General features: G+C 43.4%; 17 protein-coding genes. 12 read left to right on the forward strand and 5 right to left on the reverse strand.

The features are described 5' to 3' along the window. Positions 1–127 precede the first annotated feature (127 nt). The 5 genes from rpsA to BLW31_RS13420 all read left to right on the forward strand — a co-directional run bounded on the left by rpsA (position 128) and on the right by BLW31_RS13420 (position 4,489). On the forward strand, positions 128–1,924 hold the full coding sequence (gene rpsA, locus BLW31_RS13400) for a 30S ribosomal protein S1 (RefSeq protein ID WP_010536940.1): 1,797 nt from the start codon (positions 128–130) through the stop codon (positions 1,922–1,924). A 106-nt stretch (positions 1,925–2,030) separates the two neighbouring features. Beyond that, entirely contained in the window at positions 2,031–2,969 is a 939-nt protein-coding gene (locus BLW31_RS13405; protein WP_029425355.1) for a ribonuclease Z, read from the forward strand. A 38-nt stretch (positions 2,970–3,007) separates the two neighbouring features. Beyond that, positions 3,008–3,559: an RNA polymerase sigma factor gene (locus BLW31_RS13410; RefSeq protein WP_010536942.1), complete on the forward strand. Its 552-nt coding sequence runs from the start codon at positions 3,008–3,010 to the stop codon at positions 3,557–3,559. Positions 3,560–3,606: 47 nt separating this feature from the next. Further along, complete coding sequence (locus BLW31_RS13415; protein ID WP_029425356.1) at positions 3,607–3,993, forward strand: hypothetical protein; 387 nt, start codon at positions 3,607–3,609, stop codon at positions 3,991–3,993. Between the two features lie 28 nt (positions 3,994–4,021). Beyond that, positions 4,022–4,489, forward strand: a complete 468-nt coding sequence (locus BLW31_RS13420) for a hypothetical protein (protein ID WP_029425358.1) — start codon at positions 4,022–4,024, stop codon at positions 4,487–4,489. A gap of 204 nt (positions 4,490–4,693) precedes the next feature. Here BLW31_RS13420 and mazG read toward each other — a convergent pair whose 3' ends face one another. Both mazG and BLW31_RS13430 read right to left on the reverse strand, forming a co-directional pair. Further along, positions 4,694–5,482, reverse strand: a complete 789-nt coding sequence (gene mazG / locus BLW31_RS13425; protein ID WP_008764515.1) for a nucleoside triphosphate pyrophosphohydrolase — start codon at positions 5,480–5,482, stop codon at positions 4,694–4,696. A gap of 104 nt (positions 5,483–5,586) precedes the next feature. Beyond that, positions 5,587–6,654: a DUF3810 domain-containing protein gene (locus BLW31_RS13430; RefSeq protein WP_010536945.1), complete on the reverse strand. Its 1,068-nt coding sequence runs from the start codon at positions 6,652–6,654 to the stop codon at positions 5,587–5,589. A 91-nt stretch (positions 6,655–6,745) separates the two neighbouring features. On the opposite strand from BLW31_RS13430, the gene BLW31_RS13435 reads away from it, so the two are divergent. The 3 genes from BLW31_RS13435 (at position 6,746) to BLW31_RS13445 (ending at position 12,100) form a co-directional block, all read left to right on the forward strand. Then, positions 6,746–7,384, forward strand: coding sequence for a hypothetical protein (locus BLW31_RS13435; protein ID WP_010536946.1), 639 nt, complete (start codon positions 6,746–6,748; stop codon positions 7,382–7,384). Between the two features lie 64 nt (positions 7,385–7,448). After that, positions 7,449–10,088, forward strand: coding sequence for a valine--tRNA ligase (locus BLW31_RS13440; protein ID WP_010536947.1), 2,640 nt, complete (start codon positions 7,449–7,451; stop codon positions 10,086–10,088). Between the two features lie 116 nt (positions 10,089–10,204). Beyond that, positions 10,205–12,100: a sensor histidine kinase gene (locus BLW31_RS13445; protein ID WP_029425359.1), complete on the forward strand. Its 1,896-nt coding sequence runs from the start codon at positions 10,205–10,207 to the stop codon at positions 12,098–12,100. A gap of 367 nt (positions 12,101–12,467) precedes the next feature. Here BLW31_RS13445 and BLW31_RS13450 read toward each other — a convergent pair whose 3' ends face one another. Then, entirely contained in the window at positions 12,468–13,043 is a 576-nt protein-coding gene (locus BLW31_RS13450) for an RNA polymerase sigma-70 factor (protein ID WP_010536949.1), read from the reverse strand. Positions 13,044–13,172: 129 nt separating this feature from the next. Here BLW31_RS13450 and BLW31_RS13455 point away from each other — a divergent pair, with 129 nt between their 5' ends. The 4 genes from BLW31_RS13455 (at position 13,173) to BLW31_RS13470 (ending at position 22,253) form a co-directional block, all read left to right on the forward strand. Continuing rightward, positions 13,173–14,201 carry a FecR family protein gene (locus BLW31_RS13455; RefSeq protein WP_010536950.1) on the forward strand — a complete coding sequence of 343 codons (1,029 nt, stop codon included), beginning with the start codon at positions 13,173–13,175 and terminating at the stop codon, positions 14,199–14,201. 237 nt (positions 14,202–14,438) lie between these two features. Further along, the gene (locus BLW31_RS13460; RefSeq protein ID WP_010536951.1) at positions 14,439–17,897 is read left to right on the forward strand and encodes a TonB-dependent receptor; all 3,459 of its coding nucleotides are present in this window, start codon (positions 14,439–14,441) and stop codon (positions 17,895–17,897) included. Between the two features lie 13 nt (positions 17,898–17,910). Beyond that, the gene (locus tag BLW31_RS13465; RefSeq protein WP_032836788.1) at positions 17,911–19,818 is read left to right on the forward strand and encodes a RagB/SusD family nutrient uptake outer membrane protein; all 1,908 of its coding nucleotides are present in this window, start codon (positions 17,911–17,913) and stop codon (positions 19,816–19,818) included. Positions 19,819–20,048: 230 nt separating this feature from the next. Further along, complete coding sequence (locus BLW31_RS13470; protein WP_029425362.1) at positions 20,049–22,253, forward strand: alpha-N-acetylglucosaminidase; 2,205 nt, start codon at positions 20,049–20,051, stop codon at positions 22,251–22,253. A 101-nt stretch (positions 22,254–22,354) separates the two neighbouring features. On the opposite strand, the gene BLW31_RS13475 is transcribed toward BLW31_RS13470, so the two are convergent. Together BLW31_RS13475 and BLW31_RS13480 are read right to left on the reverse strand one after the other, a co-directional pair. Next, positions 22,355–22,801: a hypothetical protein gene (locus tag BLW31_RS13475; RefSeq protein WP_010536954.1), complete on the reverse strand. Its 447-nt coding sequence runs from the start codon at positions 22,799–22,801 to the stop codon at positions 22,355–22,357. A 61-nt stretch (positions 22,802–22,862) separates the two neighbouring features. Continuing rightward, complete coding sequence (locus BLW31_RS13480; protein ID WP_010536955.1) at positions 22,863–23,972, reverse strand: DUF6340 family protein; 1,110 nt, start codon at positions 23,970–23,972, stop codon at positions 22,863–22,865. Positions 23,973–24,039: the final 67 nt, after the last annotated feature.

Consider the following 24,039-nt stretch of genomic DNA (forward strand, 5'->3'; position numbering starts at 1 on the left):
ATACGAATATGTTCCTCTTTTCTTTTGCTATTCTTTTGTCGGTCAAGAAAATATTTCTACCTTTGCGCCCGATTTATAGATAATATAATGTCTTATTCAATTAAAGTATTAAACAATTTATTTATTAATGGAAAACTTAAAGAACGTAGCTCCTATTGAAGACTTCAACTGGGATGCTTATGAAAACGGTGAAGCTGTAACAAGCGCAAGCCACGAAGAACTTGAAAAAGCTTACGACGGTACGCTTAACAAGGTGAACGACCGTGAGGTTGTTGACGGAACCGTAATCGCAATGAACAAGCGTGAAGTAGTTGTGAACATCGGTTACAAATCAGACGGTATCATTCCTTTGAATGAGTTCCGTTACAATCCGGATCTGAAGGTGGGTGATACTGTAGAAGTATACATCGAAAACCAGGAAGACAAAAAAGGACAACTCGTTCTGTCACACAGAAAAGCCCGCGCTACTCGTTCTTGGGATCGCGTTAACGCTGCTCTGGAAAATGAAGAAATTATCAAGGGATTCATCAAGTGCCGCACAAAGGGTGGTATGATCGTAGACGTATTCGGAATCGAAGCATTCTTGCCGGGTTCTCAGATCGACGTTAAACCGATCCGTGACTATGATGTATTCGTTGGCAAAACAATGGAATTCAAAGTGGTTAAGATCAACCAGGAATTCAAAAACGTTGTTGTATCTCACAAAGCTCTTATCGAAGCTGAACTGGAACAACAGAAGAAAGAAATTATCGGCAAGCTCGAAAAAGGACAGGTTCTTGAAGGAACTGTTAAGAATATCACCTCTTACGGTGTGTTCATCGACTTGGGTGGCGTAGACGGTTTGATCCACATCACAGACCTTTCCTGGGGCCGCGTTAGCGATCCGAAAGAAGTGGTTGAACTGGATCAGAAGCTCAACGTTGTTATCCTTGACTTCGATGACGAAAAGAAACGTATCGCTCTTGGCTTGAAGCAATTGACTCCGCACCCATGGGATGCACTTGACACTGACTTGAAGGTAGGTGACAAGGTGAAAGGTAAAGTTGTTGTGATGGCTGACTACGGTGCATTCATCGAAATTGCTCCAGGCGTAGAAGGTCTGATCCACGTATCAGAAATGTCTTGGAGCCAGCACCTGCGTTCTGCTCAGGACTTCATGAAGGTGGGCGACGAAGTAGAAGCTGTAGTCTTGACTTTGGACCGCGAAGAACGTAAGATGTCTTTGGGTATCAAACAACTGAAACAAGATCCATGGGAAACGATCGAAGAGAAGTATCCTGTAGGTTCCAAGCATACTGCAAAAGTACGTAACTTCACTAACTTCGGTGTATTCGTAGAAATCGAAGAAGGTGTTGACGGCTTGATCCACATCTCTGACCTTTCTTGGACTAAGAAAGTGAAACACCCGTCAGAATTTACTCAGATCGGTGCTGACATCGAAGTTCAGGTACTGGAAATCGACAAAGAAAACCGTCGTTTGAGCTTGGGTCACAAACAACTCGAAGAAAATCCTTGGGATGTATTCGAAACAGTATTCACTGTAGGCTCTGTACACGAAGGTACTATCATCGAAATGTTGGATAAGGGTGCTGTTGTAGCTCTTCCTTACGGTGTAGAAGGTTTCGCAACTCCGAAACACCTTGTAAAAGAAGACGGTTCACAAGCTCAGTTGGATGAGAAACTTGAATTCAAAGTAATCGAGTTCAACAAAGACGCTAAGAGAATCATCCTGTCTCACAGCCGTATCTTCGAAGATGTAGCTAAGGCTGAAGAAAGAGCAGAAAAGAAAGCTGCTTCTGGTGCTAAGAAGTCTTCTAACAAGAGAGAAGATGCTCCGATGATCCAGAACCAGGCTGCTTCAACTACGCTGGGCGACATCGACGCTTTGGCTGCTTTGAAGGAACAGTTGGAAGGAAAGAAATAATTCTTATTTCTATATAATGGAAAAGCGCTCCGGTGATCGGGGCGCTTTTTTTTGTTTGCCCCATGATAGCGCAAATATCAAAAAACTTGTGTACATTTGTGCCGCTATGGAGAAATTTGAACTACATATACTTGGATGCGGTTCTGCTTTGCCCACCACTCGCCATTTTGCGACATCGCAGGTTGTGAACTTGCGTGAAAAGCTTTTTATGATTGACTGTGGGGAAGGGGCTCAGATGCAGTTGCGCCGTTCTCGCCTGAAGTTTTCCCGTCTGAATCATATCTTTATTTCTCATCTTCATGGCGATCATTGTTTTGGTTTGCCGGGACTGATCTCTACCTTCGGACTGTTGGGACGAACGGCAGATTTACATATTCATTCACCTAAAGGACTGGAAGAACTGTTTGCCCCATTACTCTCTTTCTTTTGCAAAACACTGGCCTATAAAGTCTTTTTTCATGAGTTTGAGACAAAGCAACCGGCACTGATTTATGACGACCGTTCGGTGAGTGTGACTACCATCCCTCTGAAGCACCGCATTCCTTGTTGCGGCTTTCTTTTTGAGGAAAAGCAACGTCCCAATCATATAATCAGAGATATGGTAGACTTCTACAAGGTACCTGTCTACGAACTGAACCGAATTAAAAACGGAGCTGATTTTGTGACTCCCGAAGGAGAAGTCATTCCGAATCACCGCTTGACCCGTCCGTCTGCTCCCGCACGAAAATATGCGTATTGCTCCGACACAATTTACCGACCTGAGATTGTGGATCAGATAAAGGGGGTAGACCTTCTTTTTCACGAAGCAACTTTTGCGCAGACTGAGCAGGCACGGGCGAAGGAAACCCACCATACAACGGCTGCGCAAGCTGCACAGATGGCATTGAATGCCGAAGTGAAACAATTAGTAATCGGACATTTTTCCGCACGCTATGAGGATGAAACTGTGTTGTTGAATGAAGCAGCGGCCATCTTTCCCCAAACAATTTTAGCAAGAGAAAATATGTGTATTGAACTCGAAGGAGGAGCGGTACATGAGAAGTAAAAGAAAAACCATAAATAAACATACAGATACGAGAGATTATGACCCCTTATAACGAACGTGAAGTTCTGAAACTCCTTCAGGAGGAGAGTACGCAGCGGAAAGGATTTGAGTTGATTGTGGCGCAATACAGCGAGCAGTTATACTGGCAAATCCGCCGGATGGTACTATCGCATGAAGATGCGAACGATCTTCTGCAAAATACCTTCATTAAGGCATGGACGAATATTGATTATTTCCGTGCCGAGGCGAAGCTGTCTACGTGGCTCTACCGTATCGCGCTGAATGAATGTCTTACTTTTCTGAACAGGCAGCGTGCTACAACGATGGTGGCTATTGACGACCCCGAGGCAGTAGTTGTGCAGAAGCTGGAGAGTGATCCGTACTATTCGGGCGACCAGGTGCAGATGCTATTGCAGAAAGCATTGCTGACTTTGCCCGAGAAACAGCGGATGGTGTTCAACCTGAAGTATTATCAGGAAATGAAGTACGAGGATATGTCAGAGATCTTCGGGACTTCGGTCGGAGCCCTGAAAGCCTCCTATCACCATGCCGTGAAGAAAATAGAGAAGTTTTTGGAAGAAGTAGATTAAACCTTTTAAAGCAGACATTGTCTAATCAAAAGAGAGGAGAAAAACGTATGAAAGAAGAAGATACCCTATTGAAGAAAATCGGAAAGGAGCATTCCTTCAAAGTGCCCGACGGTTACTTTGAAAATCTGACTTCAGAGGTGATGAACAAACTTCCTGAAAAAGAGAAAGTCGTTTTCAAGGAAGAGCCTGTTTCGACATGGACGAGATTGAAACCATTATTCTATATGGCGGCTATGTTTGTAGGAGCTGCCCTGATTATCCGGGTGGCGTCGTCAGACCATAAACCGGCAGCAGATGATATAACGGTGGCAGTAACGGCTATGGAGACGGATACGGAACAAGTATCCGACGAGATGATTGATGTAGCGTTGGACCGTGCGATGTTGGATGATTATTCGTTATACGTCTATCTGAGTGACGCGAGTGTAGAATGATTTATTAAAACAGATTGAATAATAGAAAATGAGAAAACTAATCACTTTAATCGTTTTGTTATGTGGCTTTATGCCTGTTCTTTGGGCTGCCGATGGATGTGACCAGCATTTGTCCCGTGAGGAATTCCGGAATAAACAGAAAGCGTTTATTATTGGGCAGGCCGGATTAACAAAGGAAGAGGCTGCCAAATTCTTCCCGGTTTATTTTGAACTGCAGGAGAAGAAGAAGAAACTGAACGATGAATCGTGGAGTTTGATGCGTCAAGGTAAAGACGATAAAACAACAGAAGCCCAGTACGAAGAAATTGTAGCAAAGGTATGTGACAACCGTATCGCTGCCGACCGTCTTGATAAGTCTTATCTGGACCGGTTTAAAAAGATACTTTCCAACAAGAAGATATACCTCGTTCAACGTGCGGAGATGCGTTTCCATCGGGAAATGCTGAAAGGCATGAACCGCAATGACGGAGGAAATGACCCGAAAAGAAAGAAATAAAACGGAGGCTCTGTTGGGATGAAACAGACGCTCTGTCAGAGTAAATCAGAGGCTCTATTCTATGCGGATAGAGCCTCTGATTTTTGTTTCCGGATGAATTGTTAGCTTACCTTTGTTGTTTTACTAAAAGAATAGACTGCTGGAAGTGGGAATAACAGAGTTTGGACACGTATTATATCCGTTTCATAAGGAAGGAGGATGGGGTTACAGTCCTTTTTTCTTAGCTTCGTTCCAAATAGCGTCCATCTCCTCAAGAGACATATCTTTCAGGTTTTTCCCTTCTTTAATCGTATGTTCCTCCAGGTAGTTGAAACGGCGGATGAACTTTTGATTGGTTAGTTCCAAAGCATTGTCCGGATTGATTTTGTAGAGGCGTGCCGCATTGATGAGGCTGAACATGACGTCGCCGAATTCGGCTTCTGCTTTCTCTTTGTCCATATTGGCTACTTCTGCCTGGAATTCTCCGATTTCTTCTTTTACCTTATCCCATACCTGTTCCCGTTCTTCCCAGTCGAAACCTACATTGCGGGCTTTGTCCTGAATGCGGTAAGCCTTGATGAGTGAAGGGAGTGCAGCTGGAACACCGCTTAATACACTTTTGTTTCCGTCTTTTTCTTTCAGTTTCAGCTGTTCCCAGTTTTCGGATACCTGTCCGGCAGTCTCAGCTTTTACTTCTCCGAATACGTGAGGATGGCGGAAAATCAGTTTGTCGCACAACTTGTCACAGACATCTTTAATGTCGAAGTCACCTGTCTCCGAACCGATCTTTGCATAGAATGCTACGTGCAGCAGCACATCTCCCAACTCCTTGCAAATATCTTTTTTGTCATCCCTCATCAAGGCATCACAAAGTTCGTAAGTCTCTTCTATAGTGTTGGGGCGCAGACTTTCGTTCGTCTGCTTGCGGTCCCACGGACATTTGACCCGAAGCTCATCGAGGATGTCCAGAAAGCGGCCGAAGGCTTCCATCTGTTCTTCTCTTGTATGTATCATTCCTTTGATTTTTTTATAAATAATGTTGCAAAGATAATGCTTCCTTGTCTTTTATAGCCTTAATCGGTACGAAAACAAAAGCAAGGGAGTTAATAAAAGTCTTTTTATTGGTCTGATGCGGTTTTCGCTTTCCATACTTGATACGAAATCAACAGCCCGATCACTTCCGAATAGTTTTTTCTTCCGCTTTCTATTTTGTTTCCTTTCAGGTAGAGGTCGTATATCCAGTTTTGAACATCACCGATCAACGGACTGTATTTAGCCATCCAGTATTCCTGATTCTTTTTCGCCAGTTCTATAATCTCCGGTCGGATACGGTTGATTATATCGGCGTATTCTTTTTCACTCAGCAGCCGTCGGGCGTTCCCCAGTACATGATTCAGAATCGAGAAGTAGCCGCTGAAACGGATTCCCTTTATTTGTGAACGGGTACAAACCTGATAGGCATAAAAATTGGCCTCTGCCTCGCTCGAAATTCCCAGTAGATGAGCCAGTTCGTGAGTGTACGTTGCCGGATAGTTGATGGGGAGCAAGTCTCCGTTTAAAGTGAATTCGCAGAAGAAAGGCCCCATGCTTCCCGTCACTCCGACCATCGATATGAATGGGGTGAATATCATCGTCTTGACCCGTGGATTGGGAAATGGAGGGCGGTGTACTCCCAGGCTGTCGCTTAATTGATTGTAAAGTTTGACAGCTTCGTCACGTACCTGTTCCTCATGGATTCCTTTTACGGGAACAAACGAACTGTTCAGTGAGTCGATATAGTTATCCACAAACTCTTGAAAAATCTCCGGTGTGTAAGCTGTATAAGGAATATGCGTACGCTGGTAAAAGTTTGGCTGCGAATAGTTTAACCCCCACGCGAGGTAGAACCATACGTAAACCCATAACAGATATTCTCCGTCACGCAGCAGAATCCTCTTCCACGGCAGTTTCTTGCGGATACGGGCATAAAATGGATAAACGATGACTCCCGTGATACTCCCGAAAATAAATAAATCCCCTATGGCAAAAGGGAATAAGTTGGAGAAGAATGACAAAACGCGGGAGATGACAGGATAAACGGTTTGTGAATACAGGTTTCCCAAAGCGGGAATCGATTGTGTCATCCATACCAGAAGCAGCAGTACTCCCAGGGGTATATATCTAATTATCAGTTTCCGTTTCATCATCCGTGCAGATTTTAGTCAACAAAAATATGCATTAAATAAACGTCACGCGAAAAAATACCTCTATATTTGCAAAAAAACTGTTAAACGAAAGATGGCTACCGTAGAAGAAATTGAAAAGTATTGCCGGAATTGCGTGTCACGTGATTTCGTGAATGGGAAAGGGCTTGTTTGCAAACGTACCAGAGAGCTTCCTGACTTTGACGAAGAATGCGAAAACTTCGAGAAGGATGAAGAACTGTTGAAGATGGCTCCTCCCAAGCCCGACGACTTTCCGGTGTCAATGACGGAAGAAGAACTTCTCGCCGAAGAAAATCTTCCCAAAGGAGTGCTGTATGCATCCGTCGCGTGTATCTTGGGGGCGGTGGCATGGAGTCTCATCTCCGTTTCTACAGGTCTTCAGATGGGGTATATGGCTATCGGAGTCGGATTTCTGGTCGGTTTCGCCATGCGGCAGGGGAAGGGGATACGTCCCGTTTTCGGTATTTTGGGAGCGGTACTGGCATTGATCAGTTGTGTGTTGGGTGATTTCTTATCCATCATCGGCTTTGCTGCCAAGGATTATGATATGACGTTTTTCGAAGTGCTGGCGGGAGTCGATTATGGCGAAATCTTTTCTGTCATGGTGAAGAATGTGGTGTCGATGTCCGCCTTATTTTATGGAATTGCTGTTTATGAGGGATATAAATTATCTTTCCGGGCACAGAAACATCCTGTGGGTGGCAAGATTTGAATTAAAATTATTAATTTTGCAGCCGTTATTTTTTGAATATACATTATCATATACATAAAGAAACATGGAATTAGCAAGTAAGTACAATCCCGCTGACGTGGAGGGAAAGTGGTACCAGTATTGGCTGGAACACCGTTTATTCAGTTCGAAACCCGATGGTCGTGAACCTTACACCATCGTCATTCCGCCCCCGAACGTCACCGGTGTGTTGCACATGGGACACATGCTTAATAATACCATTCAGGATATTTTGGTTCGTCGTGCCCGTATGGAAGGCAAGAATGCCTGCTGGGTGCCGGGAACTGATCACGCTTCCATCGCTACCGAAGCAAAAGTTGTAAACAAACTCGCTGCCCAGGGCATCAAGAAGACAGACCTGACCCGTGATGAGTTCCTGAAACATGCCTGGGACTGGACAGAAGAGCATGGAGGCATTATCCTGAAGCAGCTCCGCAAACTGGGTGCATCCTGTGACTGGGACCGCACCGCCTTTACTATGGATGAGGAACGCAGCAAAAGCGTATTGAAAGTATTTGTAGACTTGTACAACAAAGGATTGATTTACCGTGGTGTCCGTATGGTAAACTGGGACCCGAAAGCGTTGACTGCCCTTTCTGACGAAGAAGTGATCTACAAGGAAGAGCACGGAAAACTGTTCTATCTCCGCTATAAGGTGGAAGGTGATCCGGAAGGCCGCTATGCAGTAGTAGCAACGACCCGTCCCGAAACAATCATGGGCGATACGGCAATGTGTATCAACCCCAACGACCCCAAGAATGCATGGCTGAAAGGAAAGAAAGTAATCGTTCCGTTGGTAAACCGTGTTATCCCTGTCATCGAGGACGATTATGTGGACATTGAGTTCGGTACCGGTTGTCTGAAAGTAACTCCGGCCCACGACGTAAATGACTATATGTTGGGTGAAAAGTATAATCTGCCCAGCATCGACATCTTCAATGATAACGGGACTTTGAGCGAAGCTGCCGGATTGTATATCGGTATGGATCGTTTCGACGTCCGCAAGCAGATTGAGAAAGACCTCGATGCTGCCGGATTGCTCGAAAAGACAGAAGCCTACACAAATAAAGTAGGTTACTCAGAGCGTACCAATGTAGTGATCGAACCGAAATTGTCTATGCAGTGGTTCCTCAAAATGCAGCATTTTGCCGATATGGCATTGCCTCCGGTAATGAACGATGAGTTGAAATTCTATCCTGCCAAATATAAGAATACATACCGGCACTGGATGGAGAACATCAAAGACTGGTGTATCAGCCGCCAGTTGTGGTGGGGACATCGTATTCCTGCTTACTTCCTGCCGGAAGGTGGCTATGTGGTAGCCGCCACTCCCGAAGAAGCGCTGGCTAAAGCCAAAGAGAAAACAGGAAACGCCGCTTTGACGATGGATGATCTTCGTCAGGACGAAGACTGTCTGGATACTTGGTTCTCTTCCTGGTTGTGGCCTATCTCCCTGTTTGACGGAATCAATCATCCGGGTAACGAGGAAATCAGCTATTACTATCCGACCAGCGACCTGGTGACCGGACCGGATATCATCTTCTTTTGGGTGGCACGTATGATCATGGCGGGTTACGAATATGAAGGAAAGATGCCGTTCAAGAACGTTTACTTTACAGGGATCGTTCGCGACAAACTGGGACGTAAGATGTCCAAGTCACTCGGCAACTCACCCGACCCGTTGGAACTGATCGACAAATATGGTGCTGACGGTGTCCGTATGGGAATGATGCTGGCAGCTCCCGCCGGAAACGATATTCTTTTTGACGACGCGCTCTGCGAACAGGGACGTAACTTCTGCAGTAAGATATGGAACGCCTTCCGTCTGATCAAGGGCTGGACGGTTGACGATAATATTCAGGCTCCGGATGCCGCTAAACTGGCTGTCCACTGGTTTGAATCCAAACAGAACGAGGTAGCTGCCGAAGTAGCGGACTTGTTCAGCAAATACCGTCTGAGCGAAGCATTGATGGCTGTTTATAAATTATTCTGGGATGAATTCTCTTCCTGGTATCTGGAAATGATTAAACCGGCTTACGGACAGGGAATTGACCGTACCACTTATGACGCTACTCTCTGCTTCCTCGATAACCTGTTGCATCTGCTTCATCCGTTTATGCCGTTCATCACAGAAGAATTGTGGCAACAGATGTACGAACGTAATGCGGAAGAAGGAGAAAGTCTGATGGTAAGTGCATTGAGCATGGATATTTATGTAGACACCGCATTCGTTGCACAGTTTGAAGTTGTCAAGGGAGTTATCAGTAATATCCGCAGCATCCGTCTGCAAAAGAACATAGCTCAGAAAGAACCGCTTGATTTGCAGGTGCTGGGTGAAAATCCGGTTGCAGAGTTCAATGCGGTGATCCAGAAGATGTGTAACCTTTCTTCTATCACAGTGGTAGAGAGCAAGGTGGAAGGTGCTTCTTCCTTCATGGTAGGAACTACCGAATACGCTGTGCCATTGGGCAACATGATTGATGTAGAAGCCGAAATCGCCCGTATGGAAGCTGAACTGAAACATAAGGAAGGATTCCTGCAAGGTGTATTGAAGAAACTCAGCAATGAGAAATTTGTCAATAATGCCCCCGCAGCCGTTCTCGAAATGGAACGTAAGAAGCAGGCCGATGCGGAAAGTATCATCAGTTCTTTGAAAGAAAGCATCGCAGCTTTAAAAAAGGCATAATGAACTGATACATAAAAATATGTAATGGAGAGGCATCCCGATAGATTTGGGATGCCTTTCTTTTTAAAAGATAAAAATAATACTATCTTTGCTTCCACTTTTAATCACACAGCAAAATGAAACAATTACTGCGAATATGCTTAACAGGTGCGTTCTTTCTTCTTTTCGAAGGACTCCTTTCCCCTATGTTGGCAGATAATGGGAAATCAGATAAAGAAATATTAGTTTTGAATTCTATTAACTTCAACCTTCCCTGGGCCAAAAACTTCTATTGGTATGTGCACGATGTTCTTCAGGAACAGGGAATAACCGCTAGAGCGGAATCATTGTCTGTCCCGGCCTTGCAGGATACGATGGAGGTAAATGCGGTCATCGAGCATCTGCGTCAGAAATATCCGCTTCCTCCTGCCGCTATTGTGATAATTGGCGATCCGGGCTGGATTGTCTGCCGTCCTTTATTTGACGACCTGTGGAAAGATGTTCCGGTGATCATAACGAACTCCCGTGACCGCCTGCCTGCTACCTTGGATATTCTGCTCTCTCATGCCCCGTTGAATGAGACCAACAGCGTCCCCGCCCAAGAGTGGAGAAAAGGCTACAACCTGACTACCCTGAAACAGCATTACTATGTGAAGGAAACCGTTGAACTGATCTATAGCCTGATACCTGATATGGATCGCCTGGCATTTATCTCGGACGACCGCTACATCAGTGAAGAAACCCGCGGAGACGTGAAAGAAGCTGTTGAAAAGCATTTCCCAAACCTGCCTTTAGAATTGCTTTCTACCACTCACTTGTCAACAGAAATGCTTCTGGACACCTTGCGCAGCTATAAAGCAAACACCGGAATTATTTATTATTCATGGTTTGAGTCGCATAATAAAGAAGATAATAATTATCTTTTTGATCATATTCAGGAGATTATCACCAATTTTACGTCCTCTCCCTTGTTCCTGCTTTCTTCCGAAGACTTGTCCAATAATACTTTTGCAGGAGGCTATTACGTTTCTGCAGAATCATTCGGCGATTCCTTGCTTGAAATTATTGGCCGTGTGCTGCATGGAGAACAGGCGGAGGACATTCCCGAAAGTATAGGAGGAAAGGCGAGTGCCTACCTCTGCTATCCGGTGCTGGAATCCTACAATATTCCCTATCACCTTTATCCCGAACGAGCTGTTTATGTCAACGAACCTAAAAGTATATTTCATCAATACTGCGTTGAAATCCTTTCCTGTTCCATTTTCCTTCTTATTTTGATAGCAGCGATCACCTATTATATACGTATTCTTCGCAAGGCATACACTCGTCTGAGTGAGGCAATGGAAAAGGCGGAGCAGGCGAATCAGTTGAAATCCGCCTTTCTGGCTAATATGAGTCATGAAATCCGCACTCCGTTGAATGCGATTGTCGGCTTCTCGAATATGTTGCCGGATATAGAAGATCGTAAGGAGATGCGCGAATATGCAGACATCATCGAAACAAATACCGACTTGCTTCTTCAACTGATCAATGATATTCTGGACATGTCCAAAATCGAAGCCGGCACTTTTGACTTCTGCCCTTCATTGATAGATGTCAATCAGACAATGGAAGAAATTGAACAGAGTATGAGGCTTCGCTTGAAAAAAGAAACTGTCACTCTTACTTTTATCGAACGTCTGCCGGAATGTACCCTTTATACAGATAAGAATCGTTTGATACAACTGATTTCCAATTTTGTCATCAATGCTATTAAATTTACTCAGACAGGTTCTATCAGAATGGGATATCGTCTGAAGGATGCCGATACAATTTGCTTTTATGTCTCGGATACAGGCTGCGGCATGTCGGAAGAGCAATGCAAGCATGTATTCGAAAGGTTTGTGAAATACAATCCTTTTGTTCAGGGAACAGGTTTGGGACTTTCCATTTGTCAGATGATTATCGATCGCTTAGGAGGGACGATTGGAGTTGAATCAGAGGAAAACAAAGGTTCTACTTTCTGGTTTACGCTGCCTTATCGGCAAGAATAGGATTGTATCTGTCTTCTTATCCTTTATGATTGTTTGTTTTATGTATTGCAGACTTCCAAGATTTTGGTCAGCTTATTACGATGAGACAATATTCTCAATCCAATGAGAAAAGATTCTCACTGCGATGAGAAAAAGTTCTCGCTGTGGTGAGAAAAAATTCTCATCATGATGAGAATGGTTGAGAATTTATGATCTGTATCAGCTTGTACTATAGATAAATACAGATTTACTACTTTCTGTTTTATAGCTTTAATTGATAGAGCAAAAAAGAACTTTACCTAAAAAGAGACCGTTTTTCTCTATTTAGTTAAAGGATGGTATAGGTTTAATAGGTACGAATCCAATTTATTGGAAGAAGTCACTTATATTAAGGAAATAGTAAAGGAAGCAGCAATGGCAGATAGTCTTTTAAATCGATGCGTAATTGTTTGAGTGCTTGCTGAATACGATAATCTACAGTCTTTGGAGACACTTCCAATGTTTCTGCAATTTCTTTGTAGCTCATATCCCGGAAACGATGCATAACAAATGCTTGCCGGTAATTTTCCGGTAATGCAGTAACCGCCTCTTCAATACGTTTGGTTAGCTCTTTAATTTGATAGAAGTCCATATCCTGTATCATCTCTTGCATTTCTTCATAGAAACGCGTATCAGCACGTTTGATGGCATCAATGTGTGCAAGCTTATTTAAAGCCTTGTGATGTACCATTTTAAAGAGATAAGAACTTAATGATGATTCAATAATTAGGTTTTCCCGGTTTTCCCATATCCATAGAAGGGAGTCTTGCACAATTTCTTCTGCATCGTGGAAGTCAACATATTTATGACCATAGGCACATAGCACTGCATAGTATTGCCTGAATAGCGTTTCAAAGGCTTTTAGGCCTCCACGCTGTATTTCAGATAATTGAGGGTCATTCCTCTTTATGTGTACTTCCTTCATTTATTAAATTCTAATTTACTGCAAATATAGCTTTTTTATAATAAAATAAAGATTTTCTGAAAAAAATAAGGTTTTCGTTTAGGAATGTCATGGTTTGGTCTTGTCATATAATAAAAGGTAGAATAAAGGATGAAAGAATTAGATAATAATAGAATAGAAGAATTGCTTCCTCGTTATTGTGAGGGGAGGCTGAGCGAGGAGGAACGTCTGGAAGTGGAAGCGTGGATAGATGAGTCGGAGGAGAATAAACGAGTTGCTACTCAGACTTTTGCCCTTTATTTGGCTGTGGACACGGTTCAGGTAATGAAGAAAGTTGATACGGAGAAAGCTTTACTGAAAGTAAAGGGAAAAATGTCGGACCGTGAAGTGAGAAGGACAGTGTGGTGGGAGTGGACACAACGTGCTGCTGCAATTCTGTTTATTCCGCTTCTTACCTTATTTATATGGCAGAACTGGAAAGGGGATACCGGTGAGGTAGCGGAGATGATGGAAGTTAAGACCAGTCCTGGAATGACAACTTCGTTGACATTACCCGATGGTACAATTGTTTATTTAAATTCGGAATCTTCTTTGTCTTATCCTTCTCGCTTTAATGGAGATTTCCGTAAAGTGACGTTGAGTGGTGAAGCATACTTTGAAGTGGCCAAAGATCCGGAAAAGAAATTTATCCTTTCTACTACACATCAATCACAGATAGAAGTATTGGGTACATGTTTCAATGTGGAAGCATATGAACAGAATACAGAGGTTATTACAACTTTGATTGAAGGAAAAGTAGATTTTATGTTCGAGAAAGATGCTGGGGTGAAACACGTGTTCTTATCTCCAAGAGAGAAGTTGGTGTATGATTCGGAGACTGATAAAGTCCGCCTTTATAAAACTTCGGGAAAATCAGAGTTGGCTTGGAAAGATGGAGAAGTTGTTCTTGATAATACACCTTTGGAAGAAGCTTTATGGATGTTGGAAAAAAGATATAGTGTGAAATTTGTTATTAAGAACGAAAAACTGAAGAATAGTTCGTTTACGGGAACCTTTACAAATCAACGTTTGGAGAAGATCCTGGAATATTTTAAAGTATCCTCCAAAATACGTTGGCAACATATCAATGATGATAAGGATGGAAGTGACAGAAAAAAAGAGATAATAGAAATTTATTGATTAACCTTTAACAATTTAATAGTATGAAAGCAAAACTTACCTAGAAAAAAGTATGGGAAGATTTTGGCAGATCTCCCCATACTAAAATGAATCAATTGAAAATGCTTGTTGGCAGACAAGCATAGTTAACTCATTTTCAACTTAAATCAATACAAAATTATGCAAAACAATTTTAGCATCCAAGTTTTAAGGGTGGTAAAGTCTTTTTGGCTAACCTCGAAAAAAATCCCACGTACTATGAGACTGGTTATTTTATTCTTATTTTGTTTTGTCGGATTAACTAATGCGACAGATAGTTATGCTCAATCTGCAAAGGTTACGATGAATGTACGTAATCAGACAGTTGAGGATGTATTAAGAGCGATAGAGAAGCAAACAGAATTTAGTTTCTTCTACAACAATGCTCATATAAATTTGAAACGGTTGGTGACAATCTCCGCTAACCGTAATGATATCTTTAAAGTTCTTGACGAAGTATTTAAAAATACGAGTGTAGAATATAAGGTAATAGATAAAAAGATCATTCTGTCCACGGAGTTGGCATCTGTCGAACAGGCGCATCAGGAAAAGGTAAAAGTAAGCGGACGAGTAGTGGATGCGGCAGGTGAACCGGTAATCGGTGCTAGTGTGATAGAAAAAGGCTCTACCAATGGCACGATCACTGATATGGACGGTAATTTTATCTTGAATGTTGGTTCAAAAGACGCCATTCTTGAAATCTCTTATATTGGTTATCAAGGACAGTCCCTGAAAGTAACTCCGGGAAAGACGCTGTCGGTAGTCTTGAAAGAAGACACACAGAGTCTGGACGAAGTGGTAGTAGTTGGTTTTGGCGTACAGAAGAAAGCGAACCTGACCGGCGCGGTATCTCAAGTAAAGATGGATGATGTACTGGGGAGCCGTCCTGTTGTCAATGCCATGAGTGCTTTGCAGGGTGCGATGCCGGGACTTCAGATTACTCCTAATAATGATGCTGCCGGTCCGGGACAGAGCAAATCATTCAATATTCGTGGTACGACTTCCATCAATGGCGGTGGTCCGTTGGTGTTGATAGATAATGTTCCGGGGGATATCGATATGTTGAATCCCGAAGATATCGAAAGTGTTTCTGTGTTGAAAGATGCCGCCTCGGCCGCTATCTATGGTGCGCGTGCCGCTTTCGGTGTAATACTTGTGACTACAAAGAAGGCGAAGAAAGGCGACGGGTTTCATGTCAATTATAATAATAATTTTGGTTTTCAGAGTTCTATCAATCGTCCGGAACAGGCTGACGGGCTGGAGTGGATGCAGGCTTACCTGGACGGCGAGTTCAATGCCGGTAAATACTACACCGGGCAAGATATCAAAACTTGGATGAACTACCTGACCGAATATCGTAAGAATCCGGGTAAATTCCAGACTACCGGAGACGGAGTATATGTAGACCCGGAAACAGGATTGAATTATTACCTGAATGAGAAAGACCTGTATGCCAATATGCTTGATGATTACGGTTTTCTGCAAGCACATAATGTGTCATTGAGCGGTGGTACTGATAAGCTGGCTTATCGTCTGTCCCTTGGCTATAATAGCGAGCAAGGTATTTTGATCACCGATAAAGACCGCTACAAACGTTTGTCGGGTAGTGCCTATATTTCTGCCGAAATCACCTCGTGGCTGACTCAGTCTGTAGATATACGCTATGCTCAGAGTGACAAGAATATGCCTGTAACTTCGGATAAGACCGGATTGTATGATATGCGTTTGCCGGTTGTATATCCCGAAGGTTCCCTGACTTTGCCTGACGGCACCAGCCTGATGACGAATACGCCTTCCAACGTTTTGAGAATGGCAACGGATAACAATACAATCAGAGACAATGCCCGTATCCTGTCAAAAACGGTATTGAAACCATTGAAAGGGCTTGAAGTGGCATTCGAATATACATTTGACAAGACATGGAGTAATCAGAATGTGAATAAGGCTTCCATTGATTATACAACGGTTGAGCTGGCAAAAATACAGACTGCCACTACTTCTTCTCTGGAGACGACTCACCAAAGTACTGATTATAATGCCATCAACCTGTATGCTAATTATAGATATTCATGGAATGACACGCATAACTTGTCATTAATGGGCGGCTTCAACCAGGAATCCAGTGACTGGAAGAAATTGTATACTTATTCTTATGATATGATTAACGAGAAGTATCCGTCACATAGTACGGCTACCGGTGAGAATAAGGTTATTACAGATGATCATCGCGTGTATACCGTGCGTGGTGCTTTCTATCGTGTTAATTATGATTATAAAGGCAAATATTTGTTTGAGACCAATGGTCGTTATGACGGCTCGTCTAAATTCCCGAAGAAAAATCGTTTCGGTTTCTTCCCTTCTGTATCTGTGGGTTGGAACATTGCCCGCGAGAACTTTATGAAACCGGTTGCAGGTGACTGGCTAAGCGATCTGAAACTTCGCGGAACCTGGGGACAAATAGGTAATCAAGGCATTGACCCTTATAAATTTGTTCCGACCATGTCGCAAGTGGAAAAGAAGGATGTGGCATGGCTGGTGAATGGAGCGAAGCCGCTGACTTTGAATGCTCCGGGACTGGTCAGTGATAGTTTTACTTGGGAAACGGTAGAAACATTGGACTTTGGTTTTGATATAACTGCCTTGAACGGACGTCTGCAAAGTACTTTCGACTGGTATCGCCGTGATACGAAAGATATGCTTGCTCCGGGAGCTGAGTTGCCGTCAGTGGTAGGTGCTTCCGCACCTTTGCAGAATACCGCCGACTTGCGTACGAAAGGCTGGGAATTGTCATTGACCTGGAGAGATAGAATCGGTGCATGGGGCTATAATGTAGGCTTCAATCTTTATGACTCTAAAACAGTCGTTACCAAATACCATAATGAATCCAAGATTATCCTGAAAAGTGATGGCACGAATAATTATTATGAAGGATATGAAATCGGTTCTATCTGGGGTTATGTAACGGATGGTTACTATACAGCCGATGACTTTGAAGATACAAATACCTGGAAATTGAAAGAAGGAGTGGTGACAGTGGATGGAGTAAGTCCGCGTCCCGGTGACATCAAGTACCAGAATTTGCGTGATGATGAATCGAGTACGAATCGTATTGATACGGGAGACGGAACCTTTGACAATCCGGGAGACCGCAAGATAATCGGTAATAACTCTTTGCGTTTGCAGTATGGTATAAATCTGGGAGTCAATTACAAAGGATTTGATCTGAGTGTTTTGCTGCAAGGAGTAGGTAAACGTGATGTATGGATCAGTGATGCACGCCGCTGGCCGTTTAATTCCGGACAGTTTGGTTCACTCTTTAAAGACCAGCTGGATTATTGGAAACCGGTAGATTCTGCCAATGGTGACTGGACGGCAGCCAATCCGAATGCGGAATATTTCCGTATTTACGGGCAAGGAAACAACTCCGGTTACAATACACGTGCGCAAACGAAGTATCTGATGAATGGCTCTTATCTGCGTGTCAAGAATGTGACTTTGAGTTATAATTTCCCGAAGAGCTGGTTAGCACCTATTACATTAACGAGTTTGAAAGCGTTCGTAAGTTGTGAGAACCTTCACACATTTACTAAGCTGATGAAGGGTTATGACCCGGAACGCCTGTCTTGGGGATATCCTTTCTATCGTACGATTTCTTTTGGTTTTAATGTTACTCTTTAATTTATAATTGGTTATGAAAAAAATAATATATACTATGCTTGCGGCAGCAGCTATCGGGTTTACTTCATGCAACGATAGTTTTATGGAACGCTATCCGGATACTTCGTTGACGGAGCAGACAGTGTTCAGTAATTATAATACTTTCAAGACCTATGCCTGGGGATTATATGGAGTATTTACAAATACTAATATCCTGCGTATTCCCGGAACAAACGGAGCCTATGCCAGTGCCACATCCTATACAAGCGATATTTATGCAGGTTATCTGATGCGTCGTCAGGGTGACGGTAATCCGTATGCTTTTCAGAATGTATCCAGTTCGTCATCGGGCAATGGATGGGCATTCAGTTTCGTCTATCGGGTCAATGTCATGTTGGCAAATATCGATAACTCAGGGATGACGGATGCGGACAAGGCGCATTGGCGTTCGGTGGGATATTTTTTCCGTGCCTATTATTATTCGGAACTGATAGCTCGTTTTGGTGATGTGCCTTGGGTAGATCGTGTACTGGGTGATTCGGATAAGGAAATAGCATATGGTCCCCGTACACCTCGCAAAGAAGTTGCCGATCATGTATTGAACGATTTGATATACGCTGAAGAGCATATAAAAGAAGAAGGTGACGGTGAAAATACGATCAATGTGCATGTTGTCCGTGCTCTTCTTTCCCGTTTCTGCCTTTTTGAAGGTACATGGCGTAAATATCATGCTTTGGGGGACGAAGATAAGTACTTTGATGCTTGTATCACTTATTCCAAGAAACTGATGGATTCTTATCCCGAACTGAACAGTGATTGGGGAGAGATGCTGACATCTGACCTGAAAGGAATGAAAGGCATCATTCTGTATAAGGAATATGTAGAAAAAGAACTGACAAATTATGTACTGACGCATGTTGAACGGACATCCACCCATAATGTGGAAATGCCGCAACACATCATCGACATGTATCTTTGTAAAGATGGTAAAACGATTCATAACAGCTCGGAATATGAATGGTCGCAGGACGGGGATAATAGTATGAATGCTACTTTCCGCAATCGTGACCTTCGTCTGCTGGAGACTGTAGCTCCCCCTTATAAGGTGATCCCAAGTGCCGATAATACCAGTTGGGAGTATACTTCTGATCCCAAGGACCGTGAGTTTATGGATATCATGGGCATTACCCGTTACACAGGTTTCGGGGGCGGAAATGGGGAAGCCGGTAAACATAAAGTGTTCCCATTGATGAACTGGTCTGCTGCTATATTGAAAGGAATGCCTCACTTCTTCACCAACAATGGCGGACAAGGTTTCCTCGTAGCCCGTAGCGGTAACTATGTGTACAGATACTATAATGTATGGGACAATTCGAAAGAGAATGAAGGGACCTCAGATGTACCTTTGTTCAAGATTGATGAAGTGATGTTGAATTATGCCGAGGCTAAATTTGAAAAAGGTGGTACAGGTGCCGAAGGCTTCAATCAGACTGTTGCTGATCTTACTATCAATAAGTTACGCGATCGGGTGGGAGTTGCCCATATGAAAGTGGCCGAGATAAATGCCGGATTTGATCCGAAGCGCGACCAGACCGTAGACCCTGTATTGTGGGAGATTCGTCGCGAGCGCATAGTAGAATTGATGGGCGAAGGATTTGGATTCTACGATGTGCGCCGTTGGAAAAAAGCACCTTGGTTTATCAATAAGATACAGTATGGTCAATGGGCTACTAAAGAGCAGATTGGCGATTCCGGACAGTTTGTTGATCTTGAAAAAGGATACGCCGATACAACAGGAAAGAAAGAAGGTTTTATCTATATGTATAATGATCCTTTGGTAGCAGGTAAAGGTTGGTTAGATAAGTATTATCTGTATCAGGTGCCTACTAATGAAATCGCATTAAACCCAGAACTGGCCCCCAATAATCCGGGATGGGAGTAATAATTAACTGAAACACAAATTGAAAGAAGATGTGCAAATAACTGTTTGCCACATCTTCTTTCTTTATTAGAGCCAATGCTATATCTTTCCGACTTTTCATATATTGGAGGTTATTTTATGTGTATCAGTATAAAAGAACTATATTTTATTTTCAGTAATCGGAAATTTGAAATATATTTAGGGGTTCAAATGCTCAAACACATTTGATGACCCTTAAAAAAATAATGACTATGAACATGCGTCTTCTATTACTTTTATTATTTGGTTCTGTTGTTATGTATACAAGTTGCCGATCTACGTCTGCTCCAATCGATTCATTGGCAGCACGTGTGACGGAGAATACGTCGAAAGATCAAATCCTTTTCCGGTTGGTTATTGATGAAGCCGATCCGGCAAAGGACTACTTTGAGATAGACTCCAAGGATGACAAAGTACTGATAACCGGGAACTCTGATCTCTCACTGGCTACAGGCTTGAATTGGTACCTGAAATATGTGGCAGGTATTCATCTTTCGTGGAATAATCCCTCGCAGAAATTGCCGGAAGTACTGCCTCTGCCTCAAAAGAAAATCCGACAGACAACGGCTATGAAGAATCGATATTACCTGAATTACTGTACCTATTCCTACTCCATGGCTTTCTGGGACTGGGAACGCTGGGAGAAAGAAATAGACTGGATGGCGATGCACGGCATCAATATGCCTTTGAGTATAACAGGGATGGAGGTTGTCTGGTATAATTTGCTGAAGCGTATCGGATATACGACGGAGGAGGTCAATGAGTTTATTTCCGGTCCTGCCTTTATGGCATGGTGGCAGATGAATAATCTGGAAGGATGGGGCGGCCCGAATCCCGACAGTTGGTATCGGCAACAGGAAGCACTGCAAAAGAAGATCATTGCCCGAATGAGGGAGCTGGGCATTGAACCGGTATTCCCCGGATATGCAGGAATGGTCCCCCGTAATATCGGAGAGAAACTGGGATATCAGATTGCCGATCCCGGTAAATGGTGCGGTTTCCCTCGTCCGGCTTTTCTTTCTACGGAAGATGAACATTTCGATTCATTTGCTGCCATGTATTATGAGGAGTTGGAGAAACTGTACGGAAAAGCAAAGTATTACAGTATGGACCCCTTTCATGAAGGAGGAAATACGGAAGGAGTAGACTTGGCAAAGGCGGGAACTTCTATTATGGGTGCTATGAAGAAAGCGAATCCGGAGGCTGTGTGGGTGATGCAGGCATGGCAGGCGAATCCGCGGGAAGCGATGGTCAACACGCTCGATTCCGGTGATTTGCTGGTACTGGATTTGTATAGTGAAAAGCTACCGCAATGGGGTGATCCGGAGTCGATGTGGTATCGGGAGAAAGGCTTTGGAAAACATGACTGGCTTTATTGTATGCTGCTTAACTTTGGCGGTAATGTCGGTCTGCACGGACGGATGGAGCAGTTGGTGAATGGATATTATAACGCCTGTGCACATATCAACGGGAAAACATTGCGGGGGGTAGGAGCTACCCCGGAAGGAATAGAGAACAATCCGATGATGTTTGAATTGCTGTATGAGCTTCCCTGGCGGGAAGAACGATTCTCACCGGACATATGGTTGCAAGGATATCTGAAGGCGCGTTATGGAGATGATTTGTCGCCGGAAGTAACAGAAGCGTGGCGTGCGTTGGAGCATACTGTTTATAATGCTCCGAAGAATTATCAGGGAGAAGGTACAGTCGAATCTCTGTTATGTGCCCGTCCGGGATTTCATTTGGACAGAACATCAACCTGGGGATATGCCAAGTTATTCTATTCACCTGACTCAACAGCGAAAGCAGCTCAGCTACTACTTTCTGTCGCAGATCGGTATAAAGGAAATAATAACTTTGAATATGATCTGGTGGACATCGTACGTCAGAGTCTGGCAGATAAGGCGAATGTATTGCTTGAAGAAATCTCCCAAAGTTATGACCGGAAAGACAAGGATAGCTTCAGAAAGCAGACACAACAATTTTTAGGATTGATATTATCTCAAGACAGTTTACTGTCCACCCGAAAAGAGTTCTCTGTATCTTCATGGTTATCTGCTGCCCGTTCCTTGGGAACTACAGAAGAAGAAAAGAAACTTTATGAATGGAATGCTTCTGCACTGATCACCGTTTGGGGTGACAGTATAGCTGCCAATCAAGGAGGTCTGCATGATTATTCCCATCGGGAATGGAGTGGTCTTTTGAAAGACTTGTACTATCAACGTTGGAATACCTTCTTTGAACAGAAACAGCAGGAACTGGACGGTAAACTCGATAAATCTACGGCAGAACCGATCCACTTCTATGGCATGGAGAAAGCATGGGCGGAGAAAAGTAAAACTGTCGATGTATCCGGCAAGAACGGACCATCTGTGATTGAGACGGCAAAGACCGTGTATCGGTCAGCAGTTGAATGAGCCGCCTCCTGTAGAGCTCTTACATATAACTTTAAATAAATAATCGGAAGTAAAAGGGATTGCCTGTTTACTTCCGATTATTCTTATATGGTTATGATTATTTATTTCTCCAGCAAATTCTTTAGAAACTCATCCAACTCTTTGTCCAGCCCTTTCAGTAATTCATCATCCACCAGTATCGTATCATCATCTACCAACAACAATTCGGCAACAGTTTCCTTGTCTTCATCTACCAATACGAATGAATATGGTTTCAGTATCGTTATTTTTTCAAAGTCGCCCGCCTCTTTCATTCGGCATAGGATACTTTTCAGGCTTGGCTCCACATTCTCCATGAAATCATCCCCATCGTAAGTCGCCCACTCTTCAATCATCACATTTGCCAGTTCCTCATCATCGTCGTTAAAAATAGTGAGTTGTCCCGATGTTTGGTCCGGTTGTAAATGAATATCGGTTACGGCTGTCTGGTCGCAGCCACATACATATTTGCCGACTGCCTTTTGGATAGCCGATTCGATGGTAGATAGAGATTGTTGGCTCAGTTTCATAGCTTCTTCCTTTTTGTTACCTCAAAGGTATAAAAAAAATAATAATCAATGCATGATTTCCTTAAAAATCATCATTAAATCGTTCCATTTGCATTTTTAGCTTGGGTAATTGGCTGTTACGCTCCTTCAATTCGTTTGCATAAAGGGTTGTCATATAGTAATTCGGCACATCATCAATGGTAGCATACGTAGCATTTTCGGCAATGTTTTTCTTGTCTACTTTTTGAGCAAGTTGCTGTGCTTTGACTGCCCATTCTTCTGCCTGTGCGAGGCTGTCCTTCATCTCGTAATATACTGCGATGTTAAGTGCGGCTTTCATCTTTTTTTTGTCCTTCTTGGTTCCGTCGTACACCTGTTTCCAGAGCTCGTAGGCTCTGTCCCATGAGTTTTCGCGTACAAAGATGGCTGCGTCACGCATCTGTACCGAACCGCCCGTGTACAGGTATCGTTTGCTCGTCTTCCAGAGAGGCAGCAGTTGTTTGACGGGAATAGTTCCTGCAAATTCAGAAGCTTCCCGCAACATCTGCGCGTCCGGAATCATGTGTGCAAATGTTTCTGTTACCGTTTCTCCGTATTCTTCCCAGAAGATACTGTCGGTCGGATGCAGCGTAGTCATCGGTTTGCTGCGTGAAGGCAGATATACTTTGACCGTCGGGTAGGCTTTTACATCCACTGTACCCAGATAGCAGTTAAAATCACGGATGTAACGCACCGTTTTAGTCGCTTTGAATTGCAGGTTCTCCATGGCGATGATACAGTCCACTCCCAAGTCTGATGCCAGCTGTTGGACTTCCTCCTGACTCAACGTACTTTCGCGTGGAAACTTATCATTAGCCCGTAAGGCGGAATCACAGATCACCACTACATCGAAATAGTTCTGATGAGCGATTTCTTCAGCCAGTGATTCGGCCGCAATCTTAACATTGCCATTCGCATAGGCTGTGGCATGACTGATTTCGGGGACATTTTCCTTAGGCTTTTCGGTTTGTGTGATCAGCTTGTTATCCGGTTCGGTGCTGGTGTTATTCACGATAGCCACTTTGCGGAGCTGAGAAGGAAAAGTCATGTCTCCGGGCTGCATGTAGTCAATAGAAATCTGCTCCAGGCTCTGACAGCTGCCGAGCGCTAACAATAGCAGAGAAACCAATGCCAGTGAATAGAATTTTGCCATAGTCTTGATATCTTTAGTAGTTTAAGCAAAAGTAGTATTTTGAATGAATAAAAGAAAGCCTCAAACA

The sequence above is a fragment of the Bacteroides faecis MAJ27 genome, assembly GCF_900106755.1.
In the GTDB taxonomy this organism is placed as follows: Bacteria; Bacteroidota; Bacteroidia; order Bacteroidales; family Bacteroidaceae; genus Bacteroides; species Bacteroides faecis.